The sequence below is a fragment of the Bradyrhizobium sp. NDS-1 genome (genome assembly GCF_032918005.1).
Taxonomy (GTDB): domain Bacteria; phylum Pseudomonadota; class Alphaproteobacteria; order Rhizobiales; family Xanthobacteraceae; genus Bradyrhizobium; species Bradyrhizobium tunisiense.
Genome location: NZ_CP136628.1, coordinates 2,788,462 through 2,813,514 on the forward strand (window position 1 = coordinate 2,788,462; position 25,053 = coordinate 2,813,514).

The 25,053-nt window shown below is 65.0% G+C and carries 23 protein-coding genes; 18 read left to right on the forward strand and 5 right to left on the reverse strand.

All coding sequences use genetic code 11. The annotated features are described in order from the left end of the window. From RX330_RS12930 to gspM, 8 genes are read left to right on the forward strand one after another with little or no spacing between them, the layout of a single operon-like run. On the forward strand, nucleotides 1-1,212 hold the full coding sequence (locus tag RX330_RS12930) for a type II secretion system F family protein (RefSeq protein WP_212091112.1): 1,212 nt from the start codon (nucleotides 1-3) through the stop codon (nucleotides 1,210-1,212). Between the two features lie 39 nt (nucleotides 1,213-1,251). Continuing rightward, the gene (gene gspG / locus RX330_RS12935; RefSeq protein WP_212091116.1) at nucleotides 1,252-1,707 is read left to right on the forward strand and encodes a type II secretion system major pseudopilin GspG; all 456 of its coding nucleotides are present in this window, start codon (nucleotides 1,252-1,254) and stop codon (nucleotides 1,705-1,707) included. Then, on the forward strand, nucleotides 1,670-2,164 hold the full coding sequence (locus tag RX330_RS12940) for a prepilin-type N-terminal cleavage/methylation domain-containing protein (protein ID WP_317243231.1): 495 nt from the start codon (nucleotides 1,670-1,672) through the stop codon (nucleotides 2,162-2,164). The genes gspG and RX330_RS12940 overlap by 38 nt, the downstream gene beginning before the upstream one ends. Continuing rightward, nucleotides 2,142-2,537: a type II secretion system protein J gene (locus RX330_RS12945; RefSeq protein WP_212091122.1), complete on the forward strand. Its 396-nt coding sequence runs from the start codon at nucleotides 2,142-2,144 to the stop codon at nucleotides 2,535-2,537. The genes RX330_RS12940 and RX330_RS12945 overlap by 23 nt, the downstream gene beginning before the upstream one ends. Nucleotides 2,538-2,563: 26 nt before the next feature. Then, nucleotides 2,564-3,268 carry a type II secretion system protein J gene (locus RX330_RS12950; protein WP_249153564.1) on the forward strand — a complete coding sequence of 235 codons (705 nt, stop codon included), beginning with the start codon at nucleotides 2,564-2,566 and terminating at the stop codon, nucleotides 3,266-3,268. Then, nucleotides 3,265-4,179, forward strand: coding sequence for a general secretion pathway protein GspK (locus tag RX330_RS12955; protein WP_317243232.1), 915 nt, complete (start codon nucleotides 3,265-3,267; stop codon nucleotides 4,177-4,179). Before RX330_RS12950 ends, RX330_RS12955 begins: the two co-directional genes overlap by 4 nt. A gap of 1 nt (nucleotide 4,180) precedes the next feature. Further along, nucleotides 4,181-5,218, forward strand: coding sequence for a PilN domain-containing protein (locus RX330_RS12960; protein WP_317243233.1), 1,038 nt, complete (start codon nucleotides 4,181-4,183; stop codon nucleotides 5,216-5,218). Next, nucleotides 5,215-5,796, forward strand: a complete 582-nt coding sequence (gspM, locus tag RX330_RS12965) for a type II secretion system protein GspM (protein WP_212091133.1) — start codon at nucleotides 5,215-5,217, stop codon at nucleotides 5,794-5,796. The genes RX330_RS12960 and gspM overlap by 4 nt, the downstream gene beginning before the upstream one ends. A 30-nt stretch (nucleotides 5,797-5,826) precedes the next feature. Here gspM and RX330_RS12970 read toward each other — a convergent pair whose 3' ends face one another. Then, on the reverse strand, nucleotides 5,827-9,444 hold the full coding sequence (locus RX330_RS12970) for an autotransporter domain-containing protein (protein ID WP_317243234.1): 3,618 nt from the start codon (nucleotides 9,442-9,444) through the stop codon (nucleotides 5,827-5,829). Nucleotides 9,445-9,772: 328 nt separating this feature from the next. Between RX330_RS12970 and RX330_RS12975 the strand changes: the two genes are divergently transcribed. The 8 genes from RX330_RS12975 (at nucleotide 9,773) to RX330_RS13010 (ending at nucleotide 18,695) form a co-directional block, all read left to right on the forward strand. Beyond that, the gene (locus RX330_RS12975; RefSeq protein ID WP_317243235.1) at nucleotides 9,773-10,453 is read left to right on the forward strand and encodes a hypothetical protein; all 681 of its coding nucleotides are present in this window, start codon (nucleotides 9,773-9,775) and stop codon (nucleotides 10,451-10,453) included. 196 nt (nucleotides 10,454-10,649) lie between these two features. Then, nucleotides 10,650-12,149, forward strand: coding sequence for a lipopolysaccharide biosynthesis protein (locus RX330_RS12980; protein WP_317243245.1), 1,500 nt, complete (start codon nucleotides 10,650-10,652; stop codon nucleotides 12,147-12,149). A gap of 3 nt (nucleotides 12,150-12,152) precedes the next feature. After that, complete coding sequence (gene asnB, locus RX330_RS12985; protein WP_317243237.1) at nucleotides 12,153-13,991, forward strand: asparagine synthase (glutamine-hydrolyzing); 1,839 nt, start codon at nucleotides 12,153-12,155, stop codon at nucleotides 13,989-13,991. A 3-nt stretch (nucleotides 13,992-13,994) separates the two neighbouring features. Then, on the forward strand, nucleotides 13,995-15,083 hold the full coding sequence (locus RX330_RS12990) for a glycosyltransferase (RefSeq protein ID WP_317243238.1): 1,089 nt from the start codon (nucleotides 13,995-13,997) through the stop codon (nucleotides 15,081-15,083). A gap of 43 nt (nucleotides 15,084-15,126) precedes the next feature. Continuing rightward, entirely contained in the window at nucleotides 15,127-15,732 is a 606-nt protein-coding gene (locus tag RX330_RS12995) for an acyltransferase (RefSeq protein ID WP_317243239.1), read from the forward strand. Beyond that, on the forward strand, nucleotides 15,722-16,573 hold the full coding sequence (locus RX330_RS13000; protein WP_317243240.1) for a class I SAM-dependent methyltransferase: 852 nt from the start codon (nucleotides 15,722-15,724) through the stop codon (nucleotides 16,571-16,573). Before RX330_RS12995 ends, RX330_RS13000 begins: the two co-directional genes overlap by 11 nt. Before the next feature lie 3 nt (nucleotides 16,574-16,576). Next, entirely contained in the window at nucleotides 16,577-17,509 is a 933-nt protein-coding gene (locus RX330_RS13005) for an NAD-dependent epimerase/dehydratase family protein (protein WP_317243241.1), read from the forward strand. Further along, nucleotides 17,502-18,695 (forward strand): glycosyltransferase family 4 protein, encoded by a 1,194-nt coding sequence (locus tag RX330_RS13010; RefSeq protein WP_317243242.1) that lies wholly within the window; start codon nucleotides 17,502-17,504, stop codon nucleotides 18,693-18,695. Before RX330_RS13005 ends, RX330_RS13010 begins: the two co-directional genes overlap by 8 nt. 13 nt (nucleotides 18,696-18,708) lie before the next feature. Here the strand turns inward: RX330_RS13010 and RX330_RS13015 are convergent, their stop codons facing one another. Beyond that, nucleotides 18,709-20,013 carry a hypothetical protein gene (locus RX330_RS13015; protein WP_317243243.1) on the reverse strand — a complete coding sequence of 435 codons (1,305 nt, stop codon included), beginning with the start codon at nucleotides 20,011-20,013 and terminating at the stop codon, nucleotides 18,709-18,711. Between the two features lie 39 nt (nucleotides 20,014-20,052). Next, the gene (locus RX330_RS13020) at nucleotides 20,053-21,015 is read right to left on the reverse strand and encodes a UDP-glucuronic acid decarboxylase family protein (protein WP_212091161.1); all 963 of its coding nucleotides are present in this window, start codon (nucleotides 21,013-21,015) and stop codon (nucleotides 20,053-20,055) included. 218 nt (nucleotides 21,016-21,233) lie between these two features. On the opposite strand from RX330_RS13020, the gene rfbF reads away from it, so the two are divergent. Continuing rightward, on the forward strand, nucleotides 21,234-22,004 hold the full coding sequence (rfbF, locus tag RX330_RS13025; RefSeq protein ID WP_212091164.1) for a glucose-1-phosphate cytidylyltransferase: 771 nt from the start codon (nucleotides 21,234-21,236) through the stop codon (nucleotides 22,002-22,004). Next, nucleotides 22,001-23,065: a CDP-glucose 4,6-dehydratase gene (gene rfbG / locus RX330_RS13030; protein WP_317243246.1), complete on the forward strand. Its 1,065-nt coding sequence runs from the start codon at nucleotides 22,001-22,003 to the stop codon at nucleotides 23,063-23,065. The genes rfbF and rfbG overlap by 4 nt, the downstream gene beginning before the upstream one ends. On the opposite strand, the gene RX330_RS13035 is transcribed toward rfbG, so the two are convergent. Further along, a complete protein-coding gene (locus tag RX330_RS13035; RefSeq protein ID WP_317243247.1) occupies nucleotides 23,066-23,950 on the reverse strand; it encodes a phosphotransferase in 885 nt (294 codons plus the stop codon). After that, on the reverse strand, nucleotides 23,940-24,893 hold the full coding sequence (locus tag RX330_RS13040) for a sulfotransferase family protein (RefSeq protein ID WP_317243248.1): 954 nt from the start codon (nucleotides 24,891-24,893) through the stop codon (nucleotides 23,940-23,942). Before RX330_RS13040 ends, RX330_RS13035 begins: the two co-directional genes overlap by 11 nt. Nucleotides 24,894-25,053 lie beyond the last annotated feature (160 nt).

Sequence of the window (25,053 nt, forward strand, 5' to 3'; positions counted from 1 at the left end):
ATGCCGAACTATCGCTACCGCGCGCTCAACGCCAACGGCGAACTGGTCTCCGGCGCCATTGCCGCGCCCGCGCCGGGCGACGTCGCGCAGCGGATCGAGCGGCTCGGTCTCGTGCTGGTCGACAACGTCACGCCGGAAGAGGGCGGCTCGGCCGGCCGCGTGTTCAGCCTCTTCAACCGGCCCAAGCCGGAAGACGTCACAATCTTCACCCGCGACCTCGCGCTGCTGCTGCGCGCCGGTGCCCGCATCAATGACGGATTGGAACTGCTCGCGGCCGACCCGGATTTCGGTCGGCTGCGTCCGGTTGTCGCCGACATCCGTTCGCGCGTCGTCGCGGGCGAGAGCTTTGCCGAAGCGCTGGCGCGGCACGAGGGGCTGTTCCCGCCAATGTATGTCGCACTGGTGCGGGTCGGCGAGGCTTCCGGATCGCTGGACCAGGTGCTTGAGGTGCTGGCCGGCGAGCGCACGCGCAGCGAGGGGCTGAGGCGGCGATTGTCGGATGCTATCCGCTATCCGCTGTTCGTCTTGGGCGCGGCGGGTTGCGTGCTGCTGTTCTTCCTCACTTTCGTGCTGCCGCAGTTTGCCAGCGTGCTGCAGGACTTCGGCGCCAAGATTGATCCGGTGGTCGGAATTTTTCTCAACATCTCCACCTTCCTTCGCGGCAATTCGGATGCTGTGCTGGCTGGCCTTGCGGCGACCATCGCCGCGGCTTGGCTCCTGCTCCGGCAAGAGCGCGTCCGGCGCGGCGTCACCAATGCGATCACGCGGCTGCCGGCAATCCGCAACGTGATGAGCGCATACCGGACGGCACTGTTCTGCCGCAATCTCGGCCTGCTCCTCGGCAGCGGCGTCAATCTCACCATCACGCTGCGCATCCTCGTCGACATGATGGCGACAACCGGTCCGTCCGCGGTCTGGAGCAATGCCGCCGACCGCGTCCGCCATGGCTCGAAGCTGTCCGATGCGCTGGCCGAGACGGAAGCACTGCCCGCGATGGCGGTCCGCATGCTCCGGCTCGGCGACGAGACCGGGCAATTGCCGATGCTGTCGGGACGGATCGCAGAATTCTACGAGGCCAAATTGCAGCGCACGCTGGACCGCGCGGTCGGCATCGCGGGCCCGGCGGCGATCATCGCGATTTCGCTGGTCGTCGGCGGCCTGATCACGTCGGTGATGACGGCGCTGATGTCGGTGAGCCAGATTGTCGGTTAGTTGGGCCAGATGGCAAGCAGGTAACGGGAGAGGCTTGGAGTGACCAAATATCGAAGCGCGAAGCGCGGCCGGCGGCGCGCCGGCCGAGGGGAGGCGGGCTTCACCCTCGTCGAGATGCTGGTCGTCATCACCATCATCGGGATGATCATGGCGCTGGTCGGCCCGCGGGTGCTGAACTATCTCAGCGAGTCCAAGGCGAAGGCGGCCAAGATTCAGATCGAGAGCTTTTCCAGCGCGCTCGATCTCTATTTTCTCGATCTCGGCCGTTATCCCACATCGAACGAAGGCCTCACCGCGTTGACCCGCAGCACCAATCAGGCCGGCTGGAACGGGCCGTATTTGCGCGGCGGGGTAGTCCCAAACGATCCCTGGGGGCACATTTATGTCTATCGCGCTCCGGGCGCGAGCGCGCCCTATGAGATCATCTCGCTGGGATCGGACGGTCAGGAAGGCGGCAGTGGAACGGCGGCCGACATTGTCAGCGGCGCGCGCTGAGGGCATCGGCGATGCGCGTGGCTTCGCGCTGATCGAGATCCTGTGCGTGCTCGCGATCATCGGCCTGCTGGCGGCAATCATCCTGCCGGCTGTCCCGCGCACGACGACGCGCGCCAGGCTGGAGAGCTACGCGGTCGAGACCGCGGCGCTGCTGAAAGCCGACCGCAACGCGGCGCTGCGCCGGCAAACCAGGGTGGCGACTCAGGTGGACGCGGAGGCGCGCGCGATCCGTTCCGGAGTCACCGGCCGGACCATCCGCCTGCCTGATGACGTGGTGGTGCAGGCGATGCTGGCCTCGCGCTGCGCCGACAGGGCCGCGGGCCGGACGATCGATTTCTTTCCGTCGGGCATGTCGTGTGGCGGGGTGATCGCGTTGGCGAGGCCGGGTATCGGCTATGAGGTGCGTGTCAACTGGCTGACCGGAGGCGTTGAGATTGTCCCGCAGAAGCTGCTCTGACACCGCCGGTTTCACCCTGATCGAGGCGCTGGTCGCGCTCGCGATCATCGCGGTCATGCTCGGGACGATCGGCTCGGTCATCGCCACGACGGTGAAGGGGACGCGCGCGATCGACCAGCGTCTGGCGCTCGCAGGCACGGCCGAGACCCTGCTCGCAGACCTGCCGCCGCGCTCTTTGCTGAAACCCGGCCGGCGGAGCGGCGAACTGGCCGGCAGCCGCTGGCGGGTCGACGTTGCGCCGATGAAGATGCCGGGCGGTGATCCCGCCAGCGATCGCTTCGTGCCGTTGGCCGTCAATTTGCGCCTGCAGCGGGCCGACGGTAGCGCGATCCAGGTCACGACGGTGAAACTGGTGCCGAGGGCGGCGCAATGAAGGGTTTGGCAACGAAACGCCTGGCAATGAAGCGCCTGCGCCGCGCGCTGGCCAACGAGGCCGGCTTCACTATGCTCGAAGTGCTGCTCGCAACCCTGCTGATGACCGTCATCCTTGCGACGCTGGCGACCGTGACGGCGCAATGGCTGCCGAACTGGAATCGCGGCATTGCCCGCGTGCAGCGGGCCGAGCGTCTTGCGACCGGGCTCGAGCGCATCGTCGCCGACCTCTCCGTCGCCGAGCAGATGACAGTGAACGGCGACGCCAGGGTGCCGTTGTTCGACGGCGGCGAATTGTCGGTGACCTTCCTGCGCACGGCGCTCGGCCCGAGCGCGCGTCCAGGCCTCGAATTCGTCCGTCTGATCGAAAAGGCCGACGCTCAAGGGCTCGCCCTGGTGCGCGAGCGCGCGCCGTTCCAACCGATGCCGACCGACGGGCAGATCCGCTTCGTCGATCAGGTCGTGCTGATCCGGGCGCCGTTCCGCGTCAGCTTCGCCTATGCCGGGCCCGACGGTCAGTGGCAGCCGATCTGGCGGGGGCAGCCGCAGCTGCCGGATCGCATCCGCATTACCGTGCGGGACAGTGCGACCGGGCAGGTGCTCGCGGTCTCGGGCGCGGCGGTCCCGCGCATTACGGCGCCGGCCGAATGCGCCCGGGCCAAGAACCCGGCGACCTGCGTCACGGCGCGCTCTCGGCCGGAACAGGCGGAGAAAGAGGAGCAGCAGCTTTGAGCGGAGCAAGGGACGCGCATGCAACGCTTCGCGACGGCCGCGGCTTCATCGTCGTCGCGGTGCTCTGGATGCTGGCGGCGCTGGCGGCGCTGGCGCTGATCTACCTGACCTATGTGACCAACACGGCGGTCACGGTCTCCGTCAATGCCGACCGGTTGCAGGCCGATGCGCTGGTGACCGCGGGGATCGAGCTCGCGGCCTATCGTCTGACGGCGCAGAACGAGGCGCTGCGTCCGACCAGCGGCACCTTCAATGCCCGGGTCGGTGCCGGTCGGGTGAGCGTGACGTTCCGTTCGGAGGCTGCGCGCGTCGATCTCAACATGGCACCGAAGCCGCTGCTATCGGGCCTGATGACGGCGCTCGGTGTCTCCGCGACGGACGCACCCGTCTATGCCGACCGGATTCTCGCCTGGCGCGCATCGACCGAGCCCGGCCAGGAGAATGCGGAAGATTCCTACTATCGCACGCTCGGCGCGCCTTATTTGCCGCGTCACGCGCCGTTTCCGCATAGTGACGAACTCTGGCTAGTGCGCGGCATTCCGGCCGCCGTCGTGGAGCGCGTGCTGCCCTTCGTCACGGTGTTCAGCAACATGCGGACGGTGAACGTGCTCGACGCCGCGCCGCAGGTAGTGGCGGCGCTGCCGGGCATGTCACCCGGGCTATTGCAGCAGGTGCTGCGTGACCGCACCGATCCCAACGTCGATTCCCGGGCCTTGGTCGGGCTTGCCGGCAGCACCAATGCGACGATCGAAGGCTCGAAGGCGTACCGGTTGACGGTCGCGGTCGAGCTGCCGTCGCATCGGCGGAGCTCGGCCGAGGTCGTCATCCTGCTTCTCGAAACCGGCGATGAGCCGTATCGTGTATTGTCGTGGCATAACGCCGTCGACGGCTCCGCCGGAAAGCCTCTGTGAGATGAGCTCACTCGTTTCTCTTCGCGCTATTCTCGATGCCTGGACCGGCACTGTAGCCGGCACGATCGTTCGCGCCATGGAGCGGGCCGTGTCGCCGCGGGTGGTCCGGCTGGTCGAAAGCGAGACCGGCACGTTCGCGCTGGAAGCGGCCAAGTCGGAGAACGTCCCGAAGGAGATTGTGTTCGAGGATGGCAAGTTTGCAAGCGCCAATCTCGCGCAGATCGTCCGCGGCAGCCGCGTCGAGATCGTGCTGCGGTCGTCGCGCTTTTTGTTTCGTCCGCTGGAACTGCCGGCGCGTGCCGCCGATTTCCTCGACGGCATCGTGCGGGCGCAGATCGACCGGCTGACGCCGTGGACCGCGAACGAAGCGGTGTTCGGTTGTCGCGCTCCGGCGGCGCATGGCCGCGACAGCATCACCACGGAGATCGCCGCGGCGCCGCGCAAGCTGGCGATGAGCTATGTAGATGCCGTCTCCCCGTTCCATCCGTCGGCGGTCGCGATCGCGACGGAGGCGAGCGCGGGCGGACGCATCAAGGTATTCGAGCAGAGGTCGCGCGGCGCGGTCGATCCGGCGCGGTTGAGCCGGGCGCTGCAAGCGGTGCTGGCTCTTGCCGCCGTCGCCGCGGTGACGGGATCGGTCGCGGCAAGCTATCTTGCCGACGGCCTCGGCGCGCAGGAGAAGGAGCTCGAACGGCAGATCACCCAGCGCCGCGCCGCGCTTCGCGGCAGCGATGGCGGCGAGCGATCCCCACTCGCGCTGCTCGAACGCCGCAAATACGAGACAGCGGCGAGTGTGATCGTGCTGGAAACGCTGAGCCGGGTGTTGCCGGACCATACCTATGTCACCGAGCTGCATCTTGTGGGCAACAAGCTGCAGATCGGCGGCATCACCCGCGATGCGCCCTCGCTGATCCCGTTGATCGAGCAATCCGGACATTTCAACCGCGCGACCTTCTACGCCCCGACGACGCGCAGCTCCTCCGATCCCGGCGAGCGCTTCCATATCGAGGCGCAAATCGAACCGAGGAACGTGCCATGAGCAGTGCCAAGCTCACCGGCGGCAATGCGGTCGCGCGGGCGCTCGCGAGTTCGCCGCTGATCGCGGTTACGCTCTATGTGGCGATTGCCGGCGCGCTGCTGCTGACGACGGGGCTGTCGATCGCCGAGATCGTCGCCCATCGGCAAGCGCTGGCGCAGACTTCCGACCTGCTCGACCAGTTGCGTGGCCGCAAGGGAGGCGCCAAGAATGCCGCCGCGTTATCGGCCGAGCGGCCGGGTACGCCGTTCCTGGAGGGGCCGACCGTGACCGTCGCGGGCGCCAATCTGCTGCAGAGGGTTGCCGCTGCTGTCAGCGATGCCGGCGGCCAGGTCCAGTCCTCGCAAGTTGACGTATCCGGCGCGCGAACCAAGGATGGCTTCGTCGGCCTCGTCGTGAGCTGCGAGCTGGAACAGCCCGCGCTCCAGAAGCTGCTCTACGATATCGAGGCCGGCATGCCGTTCCTGTTTGTCGATCAGCTCGACGTCCAGGTGCCGCAGACCACCGCGCTGAGCGACGCGGGCACCGGTCGCGTCAGGGTGATCCTGGGCGTCTCGGGCCAGTGGCAGGCGGGGAAGTAGGTCGGCCAAATCAAGGCGGACTGGTCAGCCTCACCAAGCGTACCTGAACACGCCCTTGCCGGAATAGCTGGTGACGTTGCCGGAGAACTCGCCGTCGAAGGTGGCGGCGATGGAGAAGCCGCTCAGCCACTTCATCTCGGCGCTGCCGCTCACGAGCGCGGAGTCGGCATCGACCCTGGCGCCGTTCACGACGAAGCCGGTGCCCGGCAAGGTCTGGAACAGGGCGGTGACGGCGCGGCTCGGATTGTAGTCGTGCGCCCAGGCGGCACGGCCGCGCAGCGTCAGCACGCCGCTCTGCATGGCGTAAGACTTGTCGGTGCGTAGGCCGAGTTCGGAGCGGGTATTGGTCAGAGACTGCGAAGCATAGTTCAGCGCGAACAGGCCGCCGCCGTTGAGGCTGACTTCGGAGTAGTTGGGCAGGTTGAAGTTCGTCACCTGCGCCGCGGCATAGGGCGTGATGCCGATCAGCGGCGTCGTGAACCGATAGCCGCCCTCGAAGCGCGCCGAGAACGTGTCGGCCTTGAACCGGCCCTGGAGCTGGTCGGCCCCGGCGAGCGCCACGGTGCGGTTGGTCGTGACGTCGTGCCAGCCATAGGCAAGCGCGGCCGAGACGTAGGCCGCTCCGAAATTGTGCCGGCCATAGACACCGGCCTGGAACAGGTCGGCCGAGCCTGCGCCCATCGCATTGGCGAGCGAGTAGTTCAGTCCGCCGCCGCCGAGCGCAAAGCCGACCAGCGTGTCCACCGAGATTCGGTAGTCGGCACCGGCCGCGCCGCCCCAGACCCGCGCGGTCAGGTCCTGCGAGCCGACCTGCGCATTGCCGCCGACCCCGGCCGAGCCGCCATAGCCGGCTGCCCAGACGCTCCAGCGGCTGCTCGGCTGCGAGGAGAACAGCGGCGCCTTGGTCGCCATCGCATAAGCCTCGCGCTCGCGCGCGGTGGCGGGCCGCTTCGACGCGTAGGCCGCCGCCTCGTTGCTCTCGGCGAACTGCGCGACGCTGCCCGCCTTGGCGAAGCCGCCGCTACGCCCGACGACGGTCGGGTCGAGCATCAGATTCAGAAACTGGCCGTCGGCGTTGATTGCAGACTGGATGATGCCGGTGCCGAGCTCACCCGATGCGGTCGTCAGTCCCGCCGGCGTCAGCGCGGCGAATGCCGCTGGAATGCCGCCGGTGGTGTTGAAGAAATTGGTCAGCGTGTTCGCGACGTTCTGCTGGTTGACGTTGAGCCCGGCGCCTTGCGCGAAATTGACATTGACGTTGAGGAACACGTTGTTGGTGTCGTAGCTCAGTGTCGCGTTGAGCGTCGGCATGTTCGACAAGACTGTCGGATTGAAGGTACTGCCGGCCAGGGTGCCGGCCGCGGTCAAGATCGTGTACTGCTTCTTGACCGTGCCCGAGGTGAAGTTCGCGCGCACCGTTGCACCGCCGAGGTCGGCCGCGCCATTGACCTGGGCGAGGCTGGCACTGGTCGAGGAAACCTGCACCAGATAGGTCGAGGCGGCGGTGAAGATCAGCGATCCACTGATGGTCATCGTGCCGAACGGATTCGCCGCGCTGCCGGGCGCCAGCGTGCCTCCATTGACCGCGACGCCCGCGATCGTGCCGCTGCCGGCGAGCGTGCCGCCGGTGTTGATGGTGGTCAGGCTGTTCAGAAGCGAGCCGTCCACCACCAGCGTGCCGCCGTTCACGGCGGTGGCGCCCGTATAGGTGTTGACGCCGGTGAGCGTCTGCGTGCCGCCCGTCAGAGCAAGTCCGCCGCCGGCGGCGCCATCGGCGATGACGCCGGAAAAGGTGCCGTTGCCGTTCGTGATGGTCAGCGTGTTGGCGCCGAGATTGACGTTGCCCGCGCCCGAGAGCGACTTGATCGCGGTGCCGGTACTCAAGGCGGCGATGTCGAAGATGCCGTTGGCGATGACGCTGCTCGAGGTCGCGATGCTGCCGTCGCTGCCGCCGAAATTGACGAGATCGAGTTCGCCGCCGCTGGCGATGGTCGTGGTGCCGGTATAGGTGTTGGTGCCGAAGAGCTGCTGCAGCCCTCCGTTCGCGATCGCAAGATTGCCTGCGGTGCCGCCGCCGATGCCGCCGTCCTGGATCACGCCGCCGAAGGCGGTGCCGCTGCCAGCCGTAATTGTCAGCGTCTTCGATCCCAGCGCGACGACGCCATTGGTGCCGAAGGAGAGCAGCTGAGTCACCGATGCCCCGGACGTGGTCTGGGAAATATCGAGCGTCGAAGCCGCGCCCGAGAAGGCGACATAAAGCGAATTTGCAATCGAGCTGCCGCCCTTCAGTGCCAGGGTTGCGCCCGCGTCGATCTGCGTGACATTGGTGTAGGTGTTTAGGCCCGAGAGCGTCTGCGTTCCGCCGAAAACCTCGAGCCCGCCTGTGCCCTGGATCACACCCGAGAACTCGGTCGAGCCGTTGGTAATGACCAGATTGTTGGCACCCAGGTTGACGGCGCCGCTCGAACTGCCGGCAAGCGTCGTGATGGCGTTGAACGGAACCGCGGATGCCGAGATGTCGAAGGTCGCGTCCACCGTGACGACGCTGGATGACGAAATACTGCCGAAGCCGGAGATTGCCAATGTTCCGGCCGAGATCGTCGTCGCGCCCGTGTAGGTGTTGGTGCCGGTCAACGTCAGCGTGCCTGCGCCGACCTTGGTCAGGCCGCCGGTGCCGGAGATGATGCCGTCGACCTGGGTCGAGGTGTTGAGGCTGCCGGTGGTAAGCGTATTGGCGCCCAGAGCATAATTGCCGGCGCCTTCAATCGAGCCGGACGTCATCCCGCCGCTGGTCAGGCCCGAAATGTCGACGGTGCCGCCGGCGTTGGTGATGAAGCGCGCGCTGCCGCCGGTCGCCGACCCGCTGAAGTTCGTCGTTGCACCATTGTTGGTGGTGATGGTGGCGCTGCCGGCGGTGGCGGAGCCGTCGAAATTCAACGTTCCGTCGTTGATGATGGACGAGGTGGCGGCGGTGGTGGTGTTGTGGAAGCTCAGCACTCCCCCTGCGCCGTTGTTGATCGTAGCCGTGCCGGCCGAAGCATTGCTGAAGAAATCGATCTGGCCGGTGGCGTTGTTGGTGATCTGGGCGCTGCCGGCAGAGGCCGAATCCTCGAACGTGACGAAGCCGCTGTTGGCGAGAGTTGCCGTCCCTGCGGTGCTGTCCTGGATGAAGTTGACGTTGCCGCCGACATCGTTGGTGATGGTCACGGCCCCGGCGCCGCCGCTCGCCGTGCTGCTGTTCTGGAACACCAGGTTGTTGCCGGCGGTGACTCCAAAATTCTGGGTATTGCCCGTATCGTTGTTGATGATGCCCGTTGCATTGACGATGAACGGGTTGCCGATCGTGAACGTATAGGCCTGCGAGGCGTTCGAGAACTGGATCGTGCCGATGCTGACGACGCCGTTGTTGTTGTCGACCGCCGTGCTTCCGGTGTTGCTGAAGGTCGCGGTCTCGTCCGGCACGCTCGGGTTGGATGACCAATTGGTGGGATCCGTCCAGTCTGTGGAGCCGCCGGTCCATGTGCCGTCCACGGCATGCGCGGCGACGACGCCGAGTGCCGTGGTGGCGAGGAGTGTCGCCAGGGAGTGGCGCACGACGGATCGCAGCCCGTATCCGATTCGCCCACCTGCCATTGTCGGTCCAGCCATCCGATCGTCTCAAAACATCAAAGAAATCATCGCGAGCATGCAACCTGGGCGCGTACGGAGGCCCGGCGCCCACGCTATGATCTCATGGCGCCGCGACGGCCTGCAATGAATGGGTATCCATTTGTGCCCGGTTCGGACCTGTTCCGCCTTGTATTTTCAGCCATCGTGGCCGTCGGGCAACATATTCGTGCATTGCAACAGGTTCAGCACGGAATGCGCGTGCTCGTTAGGGTGGCAGGATGGGTTGATGGCGCCGTGGATCGGAACTAGTTTGGCCCCGATGCCTCGCCGTCGTCGTGGCGTGGCCCGTCGTCGCAGGGGAATATCGATGTCCGGCTGGCTGAAGCCGACAGGATTGGCCGTGCTGTGTGTGGTGCTGGGCGCTGCCGGAACCATGGCGGCCACCTCGTCGCGGGTGGACGTCCTGTCGGACGACGCGGCCGGCAGCCCTGCTGAAAGTGTCGACGTCGGAACGGTGAGACCGATCGCGCGGCCCGCGCAGCAAACGCCGGGCAAGCCTGTCCCTCGCGGCAATCCGCTGTGGTCGGTGCCGCTTTCGGCGCTGAGCGCAACCCAGGAACGCCCGATCTTCTCGTCCATGCGCCGGCCACCGCCGCGCGCGGTCGCCGCTTCGCCGGTCGAGGAAAGTCCTGCGGCAACGCCCAAGCCGGTCGAGGCGCCGCCGCCGTTGTTGCTGGTCGGGGCCGTGGTGGGCGAAGGCGACGCGATTGCAATTCTCGTCAACCGCGCCGATCAGAAGGTCGTGCGTCTGCGGCAGGGCGAATCGCTCGCTGGCTGGTCGCTGACGTCGGTGCAGCCGCGCGAGGTGACGTTCAAGCAGGGCGAGCGCAGCGAGGTGCTGGTGCTCCAGCGGTCGGATGCAGCCGCTCCCGCGGGCCCGCCCGCGGATGCCGGGGGCAAGCTGACGATGCCCGGCCCGGCCGATCCGGCGTTCTCTCCCTTCGTGCCGCGTTCGACGCCGAAGAACGGCGAGTCGGATGGACTCTGAGCGCTGGCAGGCGCGCCGGGCCCCTGTAGACTATCGACTATCGACATTCCCTGGATCGGCTGCTAGCCCGAATTCGCGCCCCTCGCGGGACCCGATCGGAGATGCGGCAAGGGCTTGGTGAGGTGATGGCCGGTTGGCTGGCATGACGTTCAGGAAAAGACCCCCCGACCTGCTGGGAAACTCCGCGTGGAATGCGATGGCCTTCCTGCTGGCGGTGGTGCTGAACCTGGCCATCCTGCCTTTCGTGATCGTTCACCTCGGCCTCACCGCATTCGGCATCGCGGGGCTTGTCACCGCATGCATTGCGCCTGCCCTTGTGTTCAGCAACACGCTCGGATTGTCGACGGCGCGCGAGCTTGCGCAGCGACTGGAGCCGTCCGACCGCGACGATGCGCGACGCCTGTTCGCGACCGCGGTCATGCTTGCAGCTGGCGCGGGCGGCCTGATCACCATTTTCTTTCTGGTCGCCGGAGCTCCGCTTGCGCGGCTCGGATTTCATCTGGCCGGTCCAGTCGCCGAGGACCTTGGATGGGCCTTCGCGTTGGCCGCTCTCGGTTGGCTGAGCCAATGCGTGTCGGCGGTCTTCATTTCCTTGTTCACCGCGCGGCAGGACTACCGCCGGATCGCTTCGACCGGCATTGTCAGCACCGTGGTCTCGACCGTTTCAATGCTCCTCCTGATCCCTGCCGCCCCCCACGCATCGACTTTCCTCGGCTGCCAGGCGCTGGGGTTCGCGACCAGCCTGCTGATCGCAGTGGCCTGGTCGTGCGGTACACTGCGCGAATGGCTGGCACCGCCAGCGTTGCATCGCGAGGCGCTTGGCAGGCTGCTCCGGTTCGGCAGCTGGCAGGTCGCCGCGCAGGGCGGTGCGCTGCTCGCCGGGCAGGCCGATCGATATCTGCTCGGCGCGCTGCTTCAACCGCAGTTCGTCGGTTTTTATGGTGTTGCGCAACGTCTCCAGGAGGCGACCTATATCGGTATCCTGAAGGTCGGCGAAATCCTGTTTCCATACTTCAGCACGTTGCAAGGCGAGAGCGAGGACCGAAAGGCCGATCTGCTGTTCCGGTCTTCGTGGATTCTCAACGTCCTGGCCGCAAGTGCCCTGGGTGGATTGATTTCGGTGGCCGGCCCGCTGCTGCATGTCTGGACCGGCGCCGAAGTCGCGGCCGAGGCTGCGCGGGTTCTCGTCGTGCTGTCGATCGCCGGAATACTCGGATCGAGCGCGAACGTCTTCGGTTTTTACCTGCTGGCGCAGGGGCGGTCACGCTCCAACGCGCTCATCGCATTGATCACGGGTGTCGTCACACTCGTCACCAGCGCGTTCGCGTTGCCGCGTTTCGGATGGCATGCCGCGGGCTGGAGCGCATGCGCCGGCATGATCGCGCAGATGCTGACTGTCGTCTTCCTGCTGCGGCGCAATTTTAAGCTCGCCGGCATGTGGTCGCGTGTCGCGCATTGCGTATTGACGCCGCTTTGCATCGGGATCGCGATGGCGCTGGCAGTGCGGTACGGTCTCGACCGCATGCCGCTCCGGCTCGCGCCGTCCTGGTGGTCGGTGGGGGCCGTCTCGTCGCTGACGGCTGCGATCATCCTCGTGGTCGCGGTTGCCGCTTCGCAGTTGGGCCCGTATCGGAAGGTGTGCCGGCAAGATATTCGTTCGATCCTCGCTCGCTTCCTGCCCCTCAAGGCCGTCTAGGACATGTGCGGAATCGCGGGCATCGTAAATCTGGGCGGCAATGCGGTGGAGCGGGCTGACATCTCGCGGCTGACGGGCCTGATCGCGCATCGTGGTCCGTTCGGCGAGGGGACCTGGTTCAGCGCAGACCGAAGCCTCGCATTCGGCCACCGCCGGCTGGCGATCATCGATCCCGGCGAGGGCGGATATCAGCCGATGCTGTCTGCGGACGGCCGCCATGTGATCGTGTTCAATGGCGAAATCTACAATTTTCTCGAGCTGCGCCGCGAACTCGAGGGGCAGGGCGCGGTGTTCCGCAGCCAGTCCGATACCGAAGTGATCTTGGCGGCCTGGCAGGCCTGGCGGGAAGACATGCTGTCCCGCTTCAACGGCATGTGGGCTCTGGCGATCTTCGACACGGGCACGCGCGAATTGTTTCTTGCGCGCGATCGCTTCGGCATCAAGCCGCTGCTCTACGCGGCGTCGCCGAAGCGATTCATCTTCGCGTCCGAGCAGCGGGCGCTGGTGCGGAGCGGGCTGATCGATGCATCCGTTGACACGGAAGTGGCGCGCCGGCTGCTGCTCGACCCCTTCGGGATCGAAGGAAGCGAGCGAACCCTGTTTCGCCAGGTTCGCCGCCTGCAGGGCGGCCATTGCATGTGGCTGCGCCAGGGCAAGGTCAGTGTCAGGCGCTGGTGGCGGACGGTGGATCATCTGCCGACCGTGCCTGCCACCGAAGCCGAACGCGCCGCGCGCTTTCGCGAGCTGTTCCAGGACGCCGTGGCACTGCGCATGCGCAGCGATGTGCCGATCGGGACCTGCCTGTCTGGAGGTTTCGATTCATCGGCGGTGATCTGCACCATGGCGGCGCACGAGAAGGCGGGCATGGGGCCGCGCGACAGCGCCGCATGGCGTCATGCCTTTGTCGCGACGTTTCCCGGCGCCTCGAACGACGAGCGGCCGATGGCAGAGGAGGCCGCCGCCTGGGCTGAAGTTGCGCCGACCTTCCTCGAAATCGGGCAGGCCGATGCACTTGCAGACCTGGATCGGATTCTCGACGATCTCGATGACGTCTATATCGGGCTGCCCAGCGCCGTGTGGTTGATCTATCGGCAGCTGAGGCGGCAGAACGTGACGGTGTCGCTGGACGGCCACGGCGCGGACGAGTTGATGGGCGCCTATTTGCAGCAAGGACAGGCGCGTGCATTCCGAATCCGGAACGCAGCCGAAGACCTCGCCTCGCGCTCGGCGCTGACCCGGCGCGGCGTGGATGTCCTGCGTGCGTTCGGCCTCAGGCGCCAGGGGGTGTACTTTCTGCGCGGCGGTCTGCGCGATCTTCCCGCTCAACTCCCGCTGACGGCGGAGGACGACGTGCTGCCGCGCGAATGGGGCGGCTTGAACAAGCGCCTCTACCGCATGTTTCACAGCACGGTGCTTCCCACCATCCTGCGCAACTTCGATCGTCTCTCGATGGCTCACGGCGTCGAAGTCCGCATGCCCTTCATGGACTGGCGCCTGGTGACGTACACGATGGCGCTTCCCGAAAGCAGCAAGTTCGCAGATGGCTACACCAAGGCGGTCGCCCGGCGGGCAATGGCCAATTTGATGCCGGAATCGATCCGGACCGCGCGCCGCAAGGTCGGCTTTAATTCACCGATGCCCGAATGGCTGAACGGACCTTTGGCCGGATGGACGGCGGACCTGCTCGACCGCGAGGTGCCGGCCTTTGCCGAAATGGTGGATGAAACGGCCTTGCGCAGAGCGGTGAGCCGCTTGACGGCGTCGAAAACTTGGGACTGGGAGACGGTCGGTCGGATCTGGCCGTATTTGAACATGAAATGGATGTTGGCGAGGTACGCCTGAGCGATGCGCCTGTTCCAGAATAGCGCCCTCTACCCGTCCTATCTGCTGCAGCTGAACCAGCTCGCGGCGAATACCCATAGCTTCGCGGAGCGGCGGGATGTGTTCTTGCATGACCGTTTCGGCGCGGCGCATTTCCTCAAGCCGGTGCTCGATGCATCGCCGGAAGCCTTCTTCACCAACGGAGACGACGAGATCCTGCAGCGCCGCTGGGCGCGCGAGCAGGGCATGTCGGGCGAGCCGACCCTCGAGGCCATCCTGCTTGCGCAGATCGAGCATCACGCCACCGAGGTGTTCTACAACCTCGATCCGGTGCGTTATCCGAGCGCCTTCGTCGCCAAGCTGCCGGGCTGTGTCAAGACGGCGTTGTGCTGGCGTGCGGCGCCGTCAGGAAATGCCGATTTCACGGCGTATGGCGCCGTGCTGGGAAACTTTCCGTCGATCCTCGACATTTGGCGCGGCAAGGGATGCCGGGCCGAATTGTTCTTTCCGGCACATGATCCCGTGATGGACGAATATGGCCACGGCGAACGCCCGATCGACGTCGTCTTCGTCGGCGGCTACTCGCGGCACCATCGGGCGCGCGCCCGGACGCTGGAGCAGGTCGCGCAGCTCGCGGCCAGTCGCAACATCGTGCTATGTCTCGATGCCTCGCGTCTGACCAGGCTCGCCGAGACCGCGCTCGGACGATTGCTCCCGCTGCGCGAGCACCGGCGCCCCGATGCCATCGCCGCCATTGCGAAGCCTCCCGTGTTTGGGAGGAGCCTCTACGAACTGATCGGGTCGTCGAAGATCGTGCTCAACGGCGCGATCGACATGGCTGGCACTGATCGCGGCAATATGCGTTGCTTCGAGGCGATGGGTTGCGGCGGGCTGCTCGTCTCCGACGCCGGAGGGTATCCGGACGGTATGGAGGAGGGGCGCACCATCGAGACCTACGATACCCCGGAGCAGGCCGTCGAGGTCATTTCTCGAAGCTTGCAGGACTGGCCGAGGTCGGCGGAGATCGCCGCCCTTGGCCGGGCCCGCGTCCGGGACGTCTACCGCAAGGACGTGCAATGGAAGCAGTTCGGCGATCTCGTCGGACGGATTTAGCCGTGCTAGAGCGTCCCGGGCGACGCGATTTTCAGTGGATTGCATGAACCTCAACTTCCTGATTCAGCGGTTCACCGGCCGCAATGTCGACTACATGGTCCAGCGGATGGTTGGACGTGCGACGTGCCGTCTCGGTGCCGGCGCTGTGCTCGGCGCCGACGCCAGGATGAGGAATATCTACGGCGACACCGACAAGATCGACATTGGCGCGCAGAGCCGAATTTTCGGCGAACTCATGACCTTCGCCCATGGTGGGCAGATCAGGATCGGCGAATGGTGTTATGTCGGCGAGGGGACGCGGATCTGGTCCGCCGCCTCCATCGAGATTGGAAACCGGGTTCTGATCTCCCATTCGGCGAATGTATTCGACAGTCTGACTCATCCGATCGGGGCGGCCGCGCGACACGAACAGGTCCGACAGATATTCACGAGCGGTCATCCGCGTGAGCTTTCGCTCGACGAAGCCCCGGTTCGGATCTGCGATGATGCCTGGGTTGGCGCGGGTGCGATGGTGCTACGCGGCGTAACGGTTGGCGAGGGGGCAGTGGTAGCGGCCGGCGCGGTCGTCACCAAGGACGTGCCGGCCTTCTCGATCGTGGCCGGAAACCCGGCGGTGCTGGTCAGGGAGCTCCGGCCCGATGAGCGGTAACGGGAAGTTCACGACTTGGGAGGAAGCCGTGGTCTGGCTGCGCAATCAGCCGGATCAGGGCCAGCTCGTGCGTGACGCCTTCTACGATGATCCGCTGGCCGCGGCTGCCGAGCGCTATTTTCGAAGCTCCGAGTGGCAGGCGATTGCGGCGCTGCTGTCCGGCCGCTCCGGCACGGCGCTCGACGTCGGTGCCGGTCGCGGCATTGCGAGCTACGCGCTGGCTCGCAGCGGATTTGAGGTAACTGCCCTCGAGCCCGATGGCAGCGCGATCGTCGGTGCGGCGGCGATCCGCGATCTGGCGGCCGAGACAAAGCTGCCGATCCACGTGGTCGAGGAATTCTCGGAGCGCCTGCCGTTCGCGGACGAAACATTCGATCTCGTATTTGCGCGCGCGGTGCTGCATCATATGCGCGACCTCGACGGCGCCTGCCGCGAGATGTTTCGTGTGCTTCGCCCCGGCGGGATGCTGATCGCCGCGCGGGAGCATGTGATCAGCAAGGAAAGCGATCTTCAGCAGTTCCTCGATCAGCACCCGCTGCATCGCCTTTACGGCGGCGAGCATGCCTACCTGCTCAACCGTTATACCGGCGCGCTGAAATCGGCCGGCTTTGCGGCTGTCGAGACGCTGGCTCCGCTGCAAAGTCCCATCAATCTGTTTCCCTACACAATGGAGACGCTGCGATCCGCGGTTGTCGAAAGGCTGACGTTGAAGATTCCAGCCGGTCCGCTGTGGCGCGCGGCCTTTGCTTCGCAGCGCGTCTTCGTATCGCTGCTTTCGCTGGCCAAGAGCTTTGACCGTCGGCCTGGCCGGCTCTATTCGTTCGTTTGTCACAAGGTTTAGATCATGTCCGCGTGGGTCACCGGTGCGAACGGGTTCATCGGCCGTCATCTCGTTCGCGAGCTGGCAGGCGCCGGGCGTGCAGTTCATGGCCTTGGTCACGGCGCGCTCGATGCAGCCGATGCGCGCGCCCTCGGCTTGCAGACGTGGATCAATGGCGAGGTTGACGCGGCCAACCTGAGCGCGCTCGCCGCTGCGCGCGGGTTGCCGTCGCAGGTCTTCCATCTAGCGGGTGGATCGTCGGTCGGGCCGTCGATCGCGCGCCCGTTCGAGGACTTTTCGCGGACGGTGACGAGCACGGCACGCCTGCTCGAATGGCTTCGAAGCTCTGCACCGGCGTGCCGTCTGGTGGTCGCGTCGAGCGCGGCGGTCTACGGTTCGGAGCATGCCGGTCCGATTCCCGAAAGCGCCGCACTCGCGCCGATGTCGCCCTATGGTCATCACAAGCTGATGATGGAGCAGCTGTGCCGGAGCTATGCGCAGAGTTTCGGCATTCGCTGCACCGTCGTGCGGTTGTTCTCGGTCTACGGTCCGAACCTTCGCAAGCAACTGCTCTGGGACATCTGCTCACGGCTGAGCAGCGATGAACGGTCTCTCGATCTGGGAGGGACCGGGGCCGAGATAAGGGACTGGACCGACGTCCGCGATGTCGTTCGCTTGCTGGCCCGCGTTGCGGAGGAGGTGCACCAGGATGAATTCCGGCCGATCAATGGCGGCTCGGGACGCGGCACGAGCGTCGCCGATATTGCCGAAGGCCTGATCCGGAATTGGGGAAGCAACACCGTCGTTCGTTATTCCGGCGTGGCGCGGCCGGGCGACCCGGTCAGCCTGCTGGCGGATGACGGGCGTTTGCGCGAGATGAATTTCGACTGGCGCCTGCCGCTGGAGCGCGGTCTCGCCGATTACGTCGAATGGTTCAGGGGCCCGGGCCGTGCCTAAGCGCGCACCGCTGCGGATTGCGTTCACCAACGTCCCGCGACGCCTATGGGCGGGCGGTTACAACTATCAACGCAATCTGTTCGAGGTGCTCAACCGGCATTCTCCGGGGATGGTGGTCCCTGTGCTGTTTGCCGGAGCGGCGGACGATCCCGATGAGATCGCGGCCTTGGCCAGCATTCCCGGCGTCGAGGTCGTGCGCTCGCCGGTGTTCGATCACGGCGCGACCGGACTTGCCCGCACGACGGATCTCGCTCGAGCGATCGTCTTTGGCTTGGACGCGCCTGCCGTTGCCGAATTCAAGGCCAACGGGATCGACATGGTGTTCGAATCCGCGCGCTTCTTTGGCTGGCGCCTGCCATTTCCGGCAGTCGCATGGTTCCCGGATTTTCAGCATCGCCTGCTTCCCCATCTTTTCTCCAGGGCCGCCTATTGGCGGCGTGATCTCGGCTTTCGGGCTCAGATCGCGTCTGGTCGGCACATCATGCTGAGCAGCGCCAGCGCGCTCGGCGATCTCAGGAAGTTCTATCCGGGCAGTTCGAACGGCGTCTCGGTCGTTCGATTTGCGAGCGAGCCCCCTGTCGGACTGCTCACCACGGATCCGTCTGACGTGATCGCCCGCTATGATCTTCCGCGACGCTATTTCTATCTGCCCAACCAGTTCTGGCGGCACAAGAATCACCAGCTCGTGGTCGATGCGCTCGATCTGCTGAAGTCTCGGGGGCGCGACGTCGTCGTCGCGGCCTCTGGAAATACGGAGGACTTCCGCGAGTCCGGCCTTTTCGACAAGACCATGAGCGAGGTCAGCTCGCGCGGGCTGGAGCCGAACTTCAAGCATCTCGGATTGATTCCCCTGGATCATGTCTATGCCCTCCTGCGTGCATCGATGGCGCTCATCAATCCTTCGGAATGCGAGGGGTGGAGCACGACTGTCGAGGAAGCGAAGTCGTTCGGTGTCCCGATGATTCTGTCCGACATCGATGTCCATCGCGAACAGACCGGGGGTAGCGCGCGATACTTCGGCATCCGAGACGCCGCGGCGCTGGCCGATCAAATGTTGCAGGTTGCGGAAACGGCCGAGGCTGCGACCGTCCGCAATCTGTTGCCGAACCTCGAGCAGCGCGTCGAGGCGTTCGTTGCGGATTTCATCCGGCTGACTCGGGACGTGATGGAGTCACGGGCCGGCTGAGCGCGCGGCCCGACTAGACCTTCGGTGCAAAGATACTCCGAGGCACCACATACCAGAGCAGGAACATAAGGGCCGTTCCGTGCGTGAGGAGCGCGACCGTAAGCGGCACGTTGAGCAGAACGTGGGGCAACGTTCCGGCGGAGATCAGTACGAGGCGGGGCGGCAGCCCCGCCGACGTCCGATTGCCAACCGCGAGCACCAGGCCGGATGCGAGCGCGGTCAGAGGCGCAAGATACGGTCCGACGGAGGCAATGCCCTCAGTCGCAAACAGCGATGCATTGACTTGCCCGAAACCGTAGGTGTTCTGCATCACCACCGCCAGCGGTTCGTCGTAGGGACAATGCACCAGCGGCTTGAGGACGGAGATCTGGCAGAACCAGGTCAGCGGGTGGTTCGCGAAGAAGTGGTTGTAGAGGTCGAGCGCGCCTGATGCCGTCGCCATCATCCGGATGTTGACGATGTCGAAATATCTGCCCGGAATGCTCCTCAGGCTCGCCTCTGTCAGCCAGATCACGAGTAGTCCTATCAGCATCGGGACGAAAATCGAGGCAATGACCGATGCTCTCGCTTCCAGAAGCCGTGACAGCACGACCAGCGTGATCAGCCAGGCCGGCGTGAAGAACGCGAATTTCGTCAACGTGACGGGATAGAACAACAGAAGCAGGACCAGGACCAGGACGGCGCGGACGCGATGGCCGAGCAGCCAGTAGCAGGCGAAGGCGAACGGCAGCAGCGTGCTGGAAACCCACCCTATGAGATATCGCAGCGCTCCCGGAAATTCGAGGGCGTCGCGATAGTCGTAAATGCGCGCGACCGAGACCATTCGGAAATTGTAGGTGGAAGCGACCGCGAGGGTAGCGATGGAGACCGCCAGAATGAGCGTCAGCAAATGCTCGAAGCGGGCGTTGGACAGGGGCACGAATTGCCGCAGCGGCGCCCCGATGAACAAAACGGGGATCAGGAAGAGCAGCAGCGCCAATGCCGCCGAAACTCCTGCAAGCAATCGCGGGTAGTTGTAGTCGGAGAAGACGTCGATCCACAGGAAGCCCAGGATCATCGTGTAAAAATAGAATCCGACGAAATAGCCGAAGCTGAAGCGGGCGGAGGCGAATAGCAGCGAGACGACGGAAAAGCCGGCCGCAACGAGAACCGCGATCCAGAGGCGTTTCGGATCGAAGTCGATGGAAAGCTGGAAGGTCGCGACCTCGATCAGCGACAGGCAGGTAACGGCGCTGTGCAGCAGGACCAGTTTCGTCAGCGCTGCTTTCGAGTCCAGGCGGGCGCGCAGATCGCTGATGATGCCGGGCGGTGCGCTCATGGCCTTAGCTCGCTGCGAACGACGGGAGTTGCGAGCAGATCAGGCGATGTCGAGCGAATGCTTGAAGTAGGCGATCGTCTCCTTCAGCCCGTCCTCGAGCGCGACCTTCGGCTGCCAGTTCAGCACCGCTTTCGCCTTGGCGAGGTCGGGCTGGCGCTGGCGCGGGTCGTCCTGCGGCAGCGGCTTGAACTCCAGCTTGGAGCGCGAGCCGGTGAGATTGATGACCTTCTCGGCGAGCTCGCGGATGGTGAACTCGGAATTGTTACCGAGGTTGATCGGGCCTGTGATGTCTTCCGCAGTCACCATCAACCGCATGATGGCTTCGACGAGGTCGTCGACATAACAGAACGAGCGGGTCTGCCCACCGTCGCCGAACACGGTGATCGGCTCGCCCTTGAGCGCCTGGACGATGAAGGACGACACCACGCGCCCGTCATTTGGCTGCATGCGCGGGCCGTAGGTGTTGAAGATGCGCGCGACCTTGATCGGCAGGTCGTGCTGACGCCAATAGTCGAAGAACAGCGTCTCGGCGCAACGCTTGCCCTCGTCGTAGCAGGAGCGGATGCCGATCGGGTTGACGTTGCCCCAGTAATCCTCGGTCTGCGGATGGATCAGCGGATCGCCGTAGACCTCGCTGGTCGAGGCCTGGAAGATGCGCGCCTTGAGCCGCTTGGCGAGCCCCAGCATGTTGATGGCGCCGTGCACCGAGGTCTTGGTGGTCTGCACGGGGTCACGCTGATAATGGATCGGCGAGGCGGGGCAGGCCAGGTTGAAGATCGCGTCGACCTCGATGTAGAGCGGGAAGGTGACGTCGTGCCGGACCGCTTCGAACAGCGGATTTGCGATCAGATGGGCAATGTTGCGCCGGCTGCCGGTGAAATAATTGTCCGCGGACACCACCTCGGCCCCGGCATCGAGCAGTCGCTCGCAGAGGTGCGATCCGATGAACCCGGCGCCCCCGGTCACGAGGATGCGGCTGTTCCTGTAGTTTTCAAACGGCATGGTCGGTTCCAGCTGGGTCGCGGGACGGTCTTGCCCCGGTGCGGCGGGCAGAGTGGTATCGGCTACGGGCGAAAACGCCAATAGCTTTGCAAGAGGGTAATTAAATACCTCTTGACATCGAAAGTTGCTTGAGAGCCGATGATTTTCCAGGTCTCGCCACTTCGTATAGAAGCCGTCGGGAATACGCGGGGAGCGGGCCTCCCGTTCGGAGCAAACGAATGAAAGTCGTAATTCTTGCAGGGGGCCTCGGCACGCGAATCGCGGAGGAGACCAGCACGCGACCAAAGCCGATGGTGGAGATCGGCGGGCGGCCCATCTTGTGGCACATCATGAAGATCTACAGCCATTACGGCTTCCATGATTTCGTGATCTGCCTTGGCTACAAGGGCTTCATGATCAAGGAGTACTTCGCGAACTATTTCCTGCACATGTCCGACGTGACCTTTCACATCGCCGAGAACCGGATGGAAGTGCATCGCGAAACCGCCGAGCCGTGGCGGGTCACGCTGGTGGACACCGGCGAGGACACCCAGACCGGCGGCCGGTTGAAGCGGGTGCTGTCCTACGTCGCGGACGAGCCCTTCTTCGCATTGACCTATGGCGACGGTGTCGCCGACATCGACCTTGCCGCCGAGATCGCTTTCCACAAGGCGCATGGGCGCCGCGCCACCGTTTCGGTGGTGCGGCCGGCCAAGCGCTTCGGCGCGATCGCGATCGAGGGTGACCGGGTCGTCAATTTCGAGGAAAAGCCCAATGACGATGGCGGCTGGATCAATGGCGGTTTCTTTCTATTGTCGCCATCGGTCGGCGAGCTGATCGCAGACGACAACACGATCTGGGAGCGCGAGCCGATGGAGCAACTGGTGCGCGGTGACGATCTGCGCGCCTATGTGCATCCCGGCTTCTGGCACCCGATGGACTCGCTGCGCGATCGCAACTTCCTCGAGGGCGAATGGGCCAGCAACCGCGCCAAATGGAGGATCTGGTGACGGATCCGGCATTCTGGCGCGGCAAGAAGGTCTTCCTCACCGGCCACACCGGCTTCAAGGGGGCGTGGGCCTCGCTGCTGCTGCGCCGTCTCGGGGCTGACGTCTACGGCTATGCGCTGCCGCCGACACACCAATCCGCGCTGTTCATCACGGCTCGCATCGCCGACGACATCAGGCACCGCGTGGCCGACATCCGCGATCTCCCGACCTTGCGCGCCGCAATGGCGGAGGCCGAGCCCGATATCGTCATCCATATGGCGGCGCAAGCGCTGGTTCGCCCCTCCTATGAAGAGCCTGTCGAGACCTTCGCGACCAACGTGATGGGCACGGTGCATGTGCTGGAGGCGGCGCGGCATCTGCGCTCGGTGCAGGTGATCCTGAACGTCACCAGCGACAAGTGCTACGAGAACAACGGTACAGGCGCCGCCTTCGGCGAGGGCGACCGGCTCGGCGGTGACGATCCCTACAGCAACAGCAAGGCCTGTGCCGAGCTCGTGACTCATTCCTACCGCCACAGCTTCTTCAACACGAGCGGCGCGGCGCGCGTCGCGACCGCGCGTGCCGGCAACGTGTTCGGCGGCGGTGACTGGGCGCGCGACCGCCTGGTGCCCGATGCGATGCAGGCCTTCCTGGCAGGCGAGGCGCTCCGCATCCGCAATCCCAATTCGGTGCGGCCCTGGCAGCACGCACTCGATCCGGTGCTCGGCTATCTCTCGCTGGTCGAGCGATTGGCGGCCGATGAACGTTTCGTCGGGGGCTGGAATTTCGGACCGGATACCGCAAGCGAGATGTCGGTCGGGACCGTGGTCGATCGCCTGATCGCGCTGTGGGGCGACGGCGCGCGGTGGACGGCCGATTCCGGCGCGCATCCGTACGAAGCTGCCTATCTCAGGCTTGATTGCGCGAAGGCGCGGAACGAACTCGGCTGGACGCCCCGGCTCGATCTGGCACAGGGCCTTCGCTTGACTGTCGATTGGTACAAGGCGCTACGCGAAGGCCGGGACCTGCGCAGCTTCTCGCTCGATCAGCTCGATCAGGTCGCTGGCGCCTTGCAAGCCTGATTAGCCCGGCAGATGGAGGATCTCGGCGATGCGGTCCTCTGCTGACACCGCGTGCTTCAGGTGCTCGCCCGACAAGACTGCCAGATAGGATTTGAGCAGGACGACGAGCACGAGGACGGCGCGCTCGACGTCGGGCGAAAGGCCGGTTCGGCCGAAAGCGGCCGTCTGCAGGAACGGCCGGTTCTCCATGAAAGTCAGCCAATAGAGGTAGTCGTAGCCGGCGATCCCGCGGAATGCGTCTTCCCAGTCGATGACGCGCGGTGCGGTTCCCTGGAGCATGATGTTCTTCGGTCCGAAATCGCCATGACAGAGCGCCTCGGGCAAATTCGCGTGACGATCCCCGAGCAGCGCGATCAGTCTGTGGACTTCGGCCGCGGTGGCCCGCTCCAGCAGACGGCGGCTCGCAAGGGTCTTCAGAGCCACTGCGGCAGCAGCCAGATAATATTCGAACGAGGCAAGCCCATTCGGCCGCCAGCCCTTGAGCCGCTCACTGCATGCCTCTGCCATTGCAGCGGCATCAGCGGGCTCTATCGGGCCGGCCAGCGGCGTGAGCGCGGGCATCGTGAGGCAGAGCCGCGCCGTCCCATCCGCGAGCGGGATCTCGAAACGGTCGAGCACGATCATGTCGCCGTAGAGTTGCTCGAGGATGTCGGCTTCCTTGGCGAGGTTGGCGCGCGCGCCCGGCAGATGCGTCTTCAAGAAACGCTTTTCGCCGGAGATGTCTACATCGTAGCAGGCACCGAGCGTGCCGCCAGGGGCCGCCATGACGGCGGCGTTGCGGTCGAAGGATTGCAGATGCTGCCGCAGCGCGGGCAGGAGTTGCGCGCGATCGGCAGCAATGTCGGGGCGGTCGCAGGTTTCGAAGAACGCGATCTTACTCAGCACGATAGAGCTGGCTCAGATAGTCGATCCGGTCGTAGCCGAAATGACGGGCGAGGGCTGCGGTGCCCTGCGCGATCTGCCTGCGCTCATCGTCTGAGAGTTCCTGGATCACGGCCTGGTTGTAGTCCCTTGTGCTCTTGAGCACGGTTCCCCAGGGTGCGATGGAGTCCTTGATCTCGACCCCGTTCCAGCTCGGATAGAGCATGCTGTCCGCGAAAGGCACGCCGATGAATCCGGCCGCCTCGGTCATGAACTTGCGCTTGTCGTCCACGAGGTCCTCGTAACGGAAGATGTGCACGTTCTCCGGGTACATCCTGGCAAACATCTCGACCGTCGAGTGATAGATGTTCCAGGTGATCAGGTATTTGGACAGCGGCTGCGGGAACGGGCGGCGCTTGGTGTCTCGGTAGGCCGAGAATGGATTGCGCACGATGTGCAGGATGCGGATGTTGGGAAAGTCGCGCACCATGCGATCGGCATCGATCCCAATGGCGGGGGAGTAGCCGACATGAACCATGTCCGGCCGCGGCTTGGTGTAGTAGTTCTCCCAAGCCGCGAAGGTCGCGCGGAAGAAGGCTTCGACCACCTGACGGCGGAAGATCGGCGGCTGGCCGACGATCCGGGCGAACTCGGCGATCCGCTTTTTCTCGTCCATGACGCAATCCGCATCGCGGAACTTGGAGCCATTGCGCTTGCGCAGGAAGGTCTTCAGCTCCTCGTCGATCATCTGCTCGTAGAGCTCGATCGCCGTCAGCCCCTCCGGGAATTCGGGATAGCGGTACTGGACGCGCTCGACCGAAGCCAGGAAGTCGTTGAAGTTCCGATTGCCGAGCTGCGATTCGAAGGGATAGACGAGCAGGTCGGGATGGCCGTCGAAGTGACGATGAGTGACGTTTCCGCCGTGCTCGAAGCCCGCGGAAATCATGGCCAGCCTGAAGTCGTTCATGCGTCTACCCCTGCGTCGTCGAACCTCGGTCCGGCCCTCCGTTTAGCCGCATGGGCCGGATAATCAAGTTCGGATCGCCGTTCAGCCGTGCCGGGAGGGGGACCGGGCAGGGGGAGTTGCGGAAGCGCGACATTGACGGGCCCGGGTAGCTGATCTACCC